Below are 9135 nucleotides of genomic sequence, written 5' to 3'. Positions count from 1 at the left end.
CCGTCGTACAGCGTATGAATCGGTCGTTAAGGGAGGTGGGCGGTGAAAGTTGGCGTCAACATGTTTGTCACGGACCAGACGATCGGGCCCGCCGTGCTGGCTCGCGAGCTTGAGCACCGGGGCTTCTACTCGCTTTACGTCGCTGAGCACACACACATCCCCGTGAGCCGGCAGACTCCCTACCCCGCGGGCGGTGAGCTCCCGCAGGTATACGCGCGCATGCTCGATCCGTTCGTTGCGCTCGCCACCGCCGCCGCGGTTGTCGAGAAGCTGCACGTCGGCACCAGTGTCTGCCTTGTGGCCCAGCGCGATCCGATCGTGCTCGCCAAGGCGGTTGCCAGTCTCGACCACGTCAGCGGAGGGCGGTTCACCTTCGGGGTTGGGATGGGATGGAACAAGGAAGAGGCGGCAGATCACGGTGTAGCCTGGTCGCGGCGACGGGAACTGACACGCGAGCGGATTCAGTTGATGCAGGCGCTGTGGCGTGACGAGGTTGCCACCTTCGTCGGTGAGCAGGCGAGGCTGTCTTCGAGTTGGGCGTGGCCAAAACCTGTCCAACGTCCGTGGCCGCGCATCCTGATCGGAGGTGCCGCCCGCCCGGCGACCTTCTCTGCGATCGCAGACTGGGCGGACGGCTGGATGCCCATCGGTGGCAGTGGGTTAGACGAAGCGCTGCCCGCCCTGCGGCGCGCCTTCGAAGCGGCCGGCCGCGATCCCGTCGACGTTCAAGTGGTAGCCGTTGGAGTGCACGGCACCCGAAGCAAACTCGAACGGCTTGCCGCACTGGGTGTCAGTGAGGTGGCACTGCAGCTTCCTCCTGCGGGGGAGTCTAGGGTTCTCAAAGCCCTCGACGCCTACGAAAAGTTACTCGCGCCATGACGAGCCAGGCCCCCCGAGCGGACCGCTGCCCGTGCTGAGCGTGCTAGAGGTCGCGGACCTCCATGCCGGACCGGACGTGCTGTGTGGTCGGACCGCAGGGCTTGCGATGTTCACAGTCGTGGGCCTACCGCCTCGGCTAGTGCCGCGTTTCGCCCGCATCCAGTCCGCGTTGCCCTTGCCGGTGCCGCCCGACGTGGTCCTTGCCGACGAGGCGGCGTCCGAGTGGTCCAGGAGGATCTGATGGAGCTCAATCGCATAGACGTGATCAACCCCGCCGATGAGCAGATCGTGGGAACAATCGAGGTCTGCGAGCGTGATGATGTGGAGCGGCGTGCCGCGCAACTGCGAAATGCGCAGCATGACTGGGCAGAGCTCAGTACGACCGAGCGCGCGCGCTGGCTTGGGCTGTTCGGCGACTGGTTGCTTGACAATGCTTCCCGGCTCGGAGACCTGCTCATCGCCGAGACCGGCAAGTCGAGCTTCGACGCAACGATGGAGCTGCCGGGGGTCCTCGATGTGATCCGGTACTACTCGCGCAATGCTGCGCGGTTCCTCCATGACGAGACGCGGCGGCGCCACTCCGTGATGGTCGCGACGAAGACTCTGTCGGTCAACTTCCGCCCCTACCCGCTCGTGTCGTTGCTAAGCCCGTGGAACTACCCGATCTACCTGACTTTCGGTGACGCCGTCCCTGCGATGCTCGCCGGCTGCAGTGTGCTGGTTAAGCCGTCGGAATACGCGCCGCTCACGGTCTCGGAGATCGTGCGCGGGTGGCGCGAGGACCTCCGCGCGCCGCATGTGCTCGATGTCGCAAACGGAGGTCCTCAAACGGGTCAAGCCGTGGTTGACGTCGCTGATTTCGTGCAGTTCACAGGCTCGTCGCGCACAGGTGCCGCCGTCGGCATGCGCGCGACCGAGCGTCTGGTCCCGGCGAGCCTTGAGCTCGGCGGGAAGGATCCGATGGTCGTCCTCGCCGACGCTGACCTCGATCGGGCTGTGCCGGCAGCGGTATGGGGCGGACTGTGCAACGCGGGCCAGAGCTGCGCGTCGATTGAACGCGTCTACGTGCATGCCGACATCTACGACCAGTTCGTCGACCGCCTATGCAAGGAGGTACGCAAGGTGCGCCTCGGCGCAGGTGGCCGAGGACAGTCAGAGGTCGGCGCCCTGATCAGCGCGCGGCAACGCGACACCGTCGAGCGGCATGTAGCAAATGCCGTCGCGGCGGGCGCGCAAGCGGCGGTCGGTGGCCGCCGGCCGACTGGGGCGGGCTTCTGGTTTGAACCGACAGTGCTCACCGGCGTCAACCATTCGATGCTTTGTATGCGTGAAGAGACGTTCGGGCCCGTCCTGCCAGTCATGCGCGTCCGCGACGACGACGAAGCCGTCGCGCTCGCTAACGACTCCGCCTACGGCTTGTCCGCATCTGTGTGGAGTCGCGACCGTGGGCACGCACGCGAGGTCGCACGACGCCTTGAATGCGCGGCGGTCAACATCAACGATGTCTATGTCAACCTGCTCTGCGTCTCCGTGCCACAGGGCGGGTGGGGCGCGTCCGGCTTGGGTGAGAGGCTCGGCGGGCCAGCGGGCATCCGCAAGTACTGTCAGGCCCAGAGCGTCGTCGACTCATGGCTGACTGCTCGGCGCGAGCCTCAATGGTATCCGGCGAGCCCTGCTAAGTTGCGCGCATTCATCACTGGCGCGCGGCTCCTGTATGGCCGCCGCACAGGCCGCTTTAGGAGAATGAAGCACACAACCAACGCCGGTCACGAGACTCGCTGAGCGTCGTGCGGCTATCGCATCTATGCCCACAAAGCTTGATCAACATCGCGGTCACCGCGGGTAACACAGTCGAAGTTGTTCGATTCGGCGGACACGTTACGCCGCCGCACCTACCGACCAAACAATTCCCTATTACAGCCGGTAATCGCGCAAAGTGCCTTTGGTGATGATCATCTTCTGAATCTCGCTGGTGCCCTCTCCGATCAACAGGAATGGTGCCTCCCGCATCAGCCGTTCGATCTCGTATTCCTTGGAGTAGCCATAGCCGCCGTGGATGCGGAAGCTCGCTTGGGTGACCTCGGAGCAGAATTCGCTCGCGAGATACTTCGCCATCCCGGCGGCCACATCATTCCGTTCGCCGGAGTCCTTGAGGCGTGCTGCATTGACCATCATTAGGTGAGCTGCCTCGACCTTGGTTGCCATCTCGGCCAATGCGAATCCGATCGCCTGGTGCTCGACGATCGGCTTGCCGAAGGTCGACCGTTGCTGCGCATACTTCGCGGCCAGTTCGAACGCCCGAATCGCGACGCCGCAGGCGCGCGCTGCGACGTTGACGCGACCAACTTCGACGCCGTCCATCATCTGTGCGAAACCCCGGCCAGGTTCGCCGCCGAGGACGGCGTCGGCATTACTTTTGTAGCCGTCGAACATGAGCTCGGTGGTATCGACACCCTTGTAGCCCATCTTGTCGATCTTCCCGGGGACCGTGAGGCCGGGCGCGACTTCCCCGAAGCCGAGCGGCTTTTCGACGAGAAAGGTCGTGAGGTTGTCGTGTGGCCGTGGGCCACCGTTGTGTGTTCGGACCAATACCGCGACGAGATTTGATGTGGAGCCGTTCGTCAACCACGTTTTCTGACCGTTGATGATGTAGTCGCCGTCGGCGTTCTGGATCGCCTTGGTACGGATAGCAGCGACATCTGACCCGAGTTCGGGCTCGGACATCGAGAACGAGCCCCGAACCTCACCGGTTGCCATGCGGGGCAGCAGGCTTTGCTTCTGGGCATCGGTGCCGTACTGACGCAGCATGTGCGCGACTATGAAATGTGTATTGATGACACCAGATACGCTCATCCAGCCGCGAGCCAGTTCCTCAGCACAGAGTGCATAGGTCAGGAGAGACTCGCCAAGACCTCCGTACTCCTCGGGGATCATGAGACCGAAGAGGCCGATCTCGCGCATCTGGTCGACAATCAGCTGCGGGTAGGTGTCCGAGCGCTCTAGCCTCTGCGCATTCGGGACGATTTCCTTCTCGACGAACTTGTGCACCATGGCGAGAATCTCTGTCTGCACCTCGCTGAGCCCAAGGGTCTGCGCCAGTCTGGTCATCAAGGTTCTCCGATCGATCTGATGGCAATAGAACCAAATTCGCTCAGGCGGTCGATGTCATCCTGGCCCGTCTCAACGGTCGCTCATGACCGTTGCGGTGTCATCGCCGACCGCGAAAGCGGCCGCTGCGGGGGCGTGGACGCCGTTAGACCGCCAATGCGGCAAGGACTTTCGTGGTTGGGTCACCTCAGCAAGCTCGCGGAAGTGCCGACCGTCAGGGTGACAACCATGAACGTAGCGCCGTCGATGCTTCTGGAACCTTCCGCGTATTGGCAGTAGTTGGAGTTAGCGAGCCGCTCGCGGTGCGTATTGTTCACCACGGCCGCAGTGAGGAAGCCAAGGTTGCCGGCGGTAGCGAGTGCCACATTCTCCGGCGGCAGCACGATCCGACTGCCCCAGCCGGTGGCATCACGATGCTCCGCGGGGCCAACGCCCGCGACCAGATCTAAAGGAAATCGACCGGTGGGCAATGCTCCTTGACTAGCCGCGGAAATCGGTCCGCCAGAATGAGTGCGGCTTCAGGTCATCTCTGATGCCCGCCTCAGCTTCGACCACGTCCGGGATGGCTTGTATCAGGGGCCCGGCAGTGGCGTAATAGCCAGGACTCGTCGGATCGTCGTCGTAGACGACAGTGCCGAGCTTCGCCGAGGCAAGGGCTTGGAGTGTCAGGGAGACTGACGGGCGGCCCTCGATCTCGATGAGCCAGCAGTCGTCGCCAACTGCCTTCGGGGGTCGCATCACGTCCCCAACGTAGTAGTACCCCTCTCCTCTGAAGAACACAGCCTCGCCGCTGTAGAGGTCCCAAGAGAATTCGAGCCCCCCAACAGTACCCTTCGCAACTCGTCGATTTCGGTCGGGCAACTCGATGTCGTGCGGCGCGAGAATGCTCTTGATCGACGGCTCAACCCGCTCGATTGGCCGGCCCATCTGTTGTGCGGTCCACATCATCGAGGGCACGAAGTAGTTGCGAACGAGTTGAGCGGCCATATCCACGTAATTCGAGTCGCCGGGCGGGAGACCAAAGCCTCCCGCTAGCCACATCTCATCACCGACTCCATCGCTTCGGAAGATCTCAACCAGACGCATATGCTCAATGTCGGTGCACAGCCCGGAGAGCGTCATCGTGAGGCGCTCAGACATGAAGTCCGGCTCCAAGCCCGTCACGTAAAGAGTCGAGCGGCCATGTTGGCAACTAGCGGTGAGTTGCTCCGCGATCCCCTCCCCCCGCCACGCCGCTAGGTTGCGGTAGGCCAGTGCGGTGATCACATTCCGGCCGGCCCCGAGGAGATCTTGAAGGTCTTTATCGGACTCCGTGTAGTCGAAACCAAAGTCGCGTGGAGTGTAGAGCACGCACTCCGCGTCGCATCCCATGAACGCGTCTCGATCGTTGGTCACGTCGACGCCGGTCGCCGGGATCCCGATGACGAGTCCTGCGTCCTTGCCGCTCTTTTCGGGGTTGTATGTGTAAACAGCAACCAACTCGAACTCGGGCAATCGTTGGAGCGCCCGGAGGCACGCAGAACCCAGAGTGCCAAGTCCCCAGATGGCCACACGGTACGGACGCCTCAACTTAGTCTCCCTTCGATGGCTGACACATCACGATTCATACACCATACAAGTTACTAGCGGATCGGCGCCAGCGCCAGTCTCACCCGCGCGACGGTGTCGCGCCGTCACATACGTCTCGGCGAACTTCGGGGTGATCTCGGCCCGAGAAACGAAATCGACCGCGCACTCTCCATGCCTGGCCAGCATCACCGTTTCGCCGGCGCGTTTCGTGATGCTTGCCGCGTCGTTGACAGGGGGCTGTAATTGTTGCAATACTTGCCCATTGTGTAGATTTGGACACCATACAAAATGGATACCGCGGCCACCCGCCCATCGGAATTTGGGACGTCGCTGTGCTGCGTGCTCTACCGGGAGGCTTCACACATTGACTTCATGGTTGAACCAAGCAGTGTTCGCCCGCTACTTCAGCCGCCGATCGACATGCATCGCCAACTGCGATCACGCGAATGGGGATCCGTAGTGTACGCGTTCCGCTCGTATCACGATGGGCGCAGCAGAGTCGCGCCTCGGGCCGCGCTGTACCTGAGTGATGCTGTGCCTCAACCGATGTGCACTGCTCTACCGGGGCGGGTCACCGCCGCGCGATCGGCGGTCCACAGAGGTATCGCTAGCTCGAGGGCTCACCGAGTCGGCTGGCGACGCCTTCGTATGCCACCGGACTATCACAGGTAAACAGGCCCGCCTGCGAACGGCTCGACAAAGAGAGGGTAGTCATGACCATATGGTTGCGCGCTCAGAAGGTACTAATTTGGTGGTCGATCATCATGATGACCATTTACACCATTGCGCTTCTGTTCCTCTTGCATATGGTGCCGCCACCGACCGCTCGATGGTCAGCGGCCCAGATCGCACAGTTTTATCTCCAACACAGCACCGAGGTGAAACTTGGCGCTATGATTGCGAGTTGGACGAGCGCAACCATCATTCCACTCACTGCCGTCATCACTGTCCAGGTGTATCGGCACGAAGCTGGCAAGCCCCCGATCTGGTCAGTCCTGAGCTGCGTGGGCGGTTCGATGATGACCATTTGGATTGCGCTGCCTCCGCTATTCTTCGGGGTTGCGGCCTTTACACCGGGTCGCCAAGCTGAGGTGACGGCGATCATGCATGAACTCGGCGTACTGTCGCTTCTGACAACCGATCAGTTCTACATCTTCTTGTGGGTGGCAGTTGCGGTGATCTGCCTGACACCCAACTTCGTATCCCATTCGCCGTTTCCACGATGGTTCGGCTACTGCACCATCTGGATCGCCCTCATCCTTGAATGCGGCGCACCGGCATTTCTCTTCCGCATCGGACCGTTCGCATGGAATGGACTCATGGCATTCTGGGTGCCGATCATCAGCTTTTTCATTTGGCTTGCTCTGGTGATGACGTTGCTGATCAGGGCGATCAATGGGCAGATGAACGAGCTGGGGGCTGCGACCCCGAACGTGGCGGTCAGCAATTAGCGAAGTGTTGAGGGCAGCCCCGCATCGCGACCGTGGCGGTCGCGATCGCACACCGCCATTGAGCCCGCCAGGCCGCCACGTGCCGGGCGAGGTGGGTGTGTGGATCGTGTTGCTAGGCGACATGACCGTCTTCGCGGTTCTATTCGCGTTGTACCTGAATCGCAGGGGTCACAGCAAAGAAGTATTCGCGACGTCGCAAGACCATCTCAACCGCACACTGGGCGTTGTTAATACGTTGGTTCTCCTGTCGAGTTCGCTTCTCGTCGTCTTGGCCACGCGAGCGCTGCGTGATGAGCGTTTGCAGAAGAGGGCGTCGCCGTTAGTTGTAGCCGCGATTGGCGTCGGCATGTGCTTTGTGGTGGTCAAAGTGATCGAATATCGTGAGAAGGTCAGCGTCGGAATCACTCCGACCACCAATGAATTCTACATGTACTATTTTATAATCACCGGCTTGCATTTAATGCATGTCATCATCGGCCTGATTATATTGGTGGTTTTATCGCGTCTAGCCAAGAAATCGGAGACTTCGCACATGCGTATCGCTTTCTTTGAGGGGGGTGCCTGCTTCTGGCATATGGTGGACCTGCTCTGGTTAGTAATCTTCCCCCTCGTCTTCCTGGTCCGTTGACTATCAAGGCGCTTCTTCGGTCGGATGCTTCCGTTGCATGGCTGGTCCTTGTCGCGCTCACGCTCGTGTCGTGGTCTCTGGGCCACGGACACGGCAATGGTCCGCGAGTGAGCGCCAGTTTGATTATCATCGTGATTTCCGTGTTCAAAGTACGGCTCGTCGGCCTGCACTTCATGGAGTTGCGTGAGGCGCCGTGGTTCCTGCGAGGAATCTTCGAAGGCTACTGCGTCGCATTGGTGCTGCTACTGACCACAATGTATGTGCTTGGCTAATTTGGCGACCTCGATACCGATCCGACGCCCCATCAGCCACTGAGCCTCTACGGTTGGCGACCGCCGTTTTGCTCGCACCGCAGCGCGAATGGAACGCGTTCACCCGGCCCGGTTTGGCGTGGCTGACAACCGCATCGCCTCCCTCGGGTGAGTGGGCGGTCGCTATGTACCGCATATCAATTGCGCGTCCCGAGGGGTCAACCTGTGATGCTCAACTCGCCGGCTGCCGTCGGGCAGGACCAAACGTTCACGAAAAATCGCGGCACTGTCTGCAGCGCTCTAACATCGTTTGGCCCCTCACTGTCACACCACGGTGGTCGCGATAAGCAACGTTGGCCGACATGACCCCGGACACCCGCGCCGCCGGACGATGTAGTGGATGGACGCAGCGCCTTGAAGACCACAGATCCTGGTGCGCGGTACCGCAGGCACGGCCGGTCCAGCCAATGCGCGTCGAGCACAATACGTTCGCGGCGTCGACAATGGCAGCTCGCACCGCGGCCCGGCCTCCGGCCTCAGCCAAGTCGAGGTCCATTTCGCTGTCGGACAGCGCAAACTCCTGGCGCCCAACGACTCCCGCGACATTGCCCCAGCGAAGCCCGGTTGCCATGCTTTCCAAGTGCAGGACGGACAAATCGCCACGCCACCGTTCGAGTGGAAGTTCACCACTGACGACCTCCACGCCCATACTCAAACGCATCGCCGCCCACGAGGGCCCCGCCCGACCAATGGCCGCCTGACCTCATGACCAATACGTCACCGAAATTCCGCGCGAAACCGCTAAAGAAGGTGTGCAGGTCGACTCTAGTCGCGAACCGGTTGCCAGCGAACCATGGTCAGCCCCTTCGGCTAGGTCGCGGCGCGTGTCAACGCCTCTCGCAGGCTGGCGCACTGGCTGTTGAAGAATGCTTGCGACACACCGGCTTTCGGAGCGAGCATATCGAAACCGTGAAATGCGCCGGGCGCCACTTCGAGGTGGCACGGAACCCCGGCCGCTTTCAGGCGCTCAGCGTACGCGAGGTCCTCGTCGTGGAACAGGTCCAGCGTGCCGACGCCTATCCACGCCGGCGGTAGGCCAGCTAGATCCTCGCGGCGGGCGGGCACGGCGATGGCCGGATCGGCGTCACCGAGATACGCCCGCCAGCCGAACCGGTTGCTGTCTGCATTCCACAACCGGTGCCCCGGGTGGTAGCCGACCACGGTGCGGTCGTCGAGCATGGGATACAAC

The 9135-nt window shown here is 61.7% G+C and carries 9 protein-coding genes; 5 read left to right on the top strand and 4 right to left on the bottom strand.

All coding sequences use genetic code 11. The features are described from left to right. Positions 1 to 60 precede the first annotated feature (60 nt). Both WB785_RS21505 and WB785_RS21500 read left to right on the top strand, forming a co-directional pair. Complete coding sequence (locus tag WB785_RS21505; protein WP_424081625.1) at positions 61 to 879, top strand: TIGR03619 family F420-dependent LLM class oxidoreductase; 819 nt, start codon at positions 61 to 63, stop codon at positions 877 to 879. A 240-nt stretch (positions 880 to 1119) separates the two neighbouring features. Further along, positions 1120 to 2661 carry an aldehyde dehydrogenase family protein gene (locus WB785_RS21500; protein ID WP_424081624.1) on the top strand — a complete coding sequence of 514 codons (1542 nt, stop codon included), beginning with the start codon at positions 1120 to 1122 and terminating at the stop codon, positions 2659 to 2661. 132 nt (positions 2662 to 2793) lie between these two features. Here the strand turns inward: WB785_RS21500 and WB785_RS21495 are convergent, their stop codons facing one another. The 3 genes from WB785_RS21495 to WB785_RS21485 form a co-directional block, all read right to left on the bottom strand. Further along, a complete protein-coding gene (locus WB785_RS21495; RefSeq protein WP_424081622.1) occupies positions 2794 to 3987 on the bottom strand; it encodes an acyl-CoA dehydrogenase family protein in 1194 nt (397 codons plus the stop codon). 182 nt (positions 3988 to 4169) lie between these two features. Beyond that, positions 4170 to 4457: a hypothetical protein gene (locus WB785_RS21490; RefSeq protein ID WP_424081620.1), complete on the bottom strand. Its 288-nt coding sequence runs from the start codon at positions 4455 to 4457 to the stop codon at positions 4170 to 4172. 10 nt (positions 4458 to 4467) lie between these two features. After that, entirely contained in the window at positions 4468 to 5538 is a 1071-nt protein-coding gene (locus WB785_RS21485; protein ID WP_424081627.1) for a hypothetical protein, read from the bottom strand. A gap of 731 nt (positions 5539 to 6269) precedes the next feature. Here WB785_RS21485 and WB785_RS21480 point away from each other — a divergent pair. The 3 genes from WB785_RS21480 (at position 6270) to WB785_RS21470 (ending at position 7907) form a co-directional block, all read left to right on the top strand. Next, positions 6270 to 7007: a hypothetical protein gene (locus tag WB785_RS21480; RefSeq protein ID WP_424081618.1), complete on the top strand. Its 738-nt coding sequence runs from the start codon at positions 6270 to 6272 to the stop codon at positions 7005 to 7007. 97 nt (positions 7008 to 7104) lie between these two features. After that, a complete protein-coding gene (locus WB785_RS21475) occupies positions 7105 to 7635 on the top strand; it encodes a cytochrome c oxidase subunit 3 (RefSeq protein WP_424081616.1) in 531 nt (176 codons plus the stop codon). Next, positions 7632 to 7907 carry a cytochrome C oxidase subunit IV family protein gene (locus WB785_RS21470; protein WP_424081614.1) on the top strand — a complete coding sequence of 92 codons (276 nt, stop codon included), beginning with the start codon at positions 7632 to 7634 and terminating at the stop codon, positions 7905 to 7907. The genes WB785_RS21475 and WB785_RS21470 overlap by 4 nt, the downstream gene beginning before the upstream one ends. Before the next feature lie 849 nt (positions 7908 to 8756). On the opposite strand, the gene WB785_RS21465 is transcribed toward WB785_RS21470, so the two are convergent. Further along, a partial coding sequence (locus WB785_RS21465; RefSeq protein WP_424081612.1) for an alpha/beta hydrolase fold domain-containing protein occupies positions 8757 to 9135 on the bottom strand: 379 nt, incomplete at its 5' end.

Source organism: Mycobacterium sp., assembly GCF_049585075.1.
In the GTDB taxonomy this organism is placed as follows: Bacteria; Actinomycetota; Actinomycetes; order Mycobacteriales; family Mycobacteriaceae; genus Mycobacterium.
This window is presented reverse-complemented; position numbering and strand designations above follow the sequence as displayed.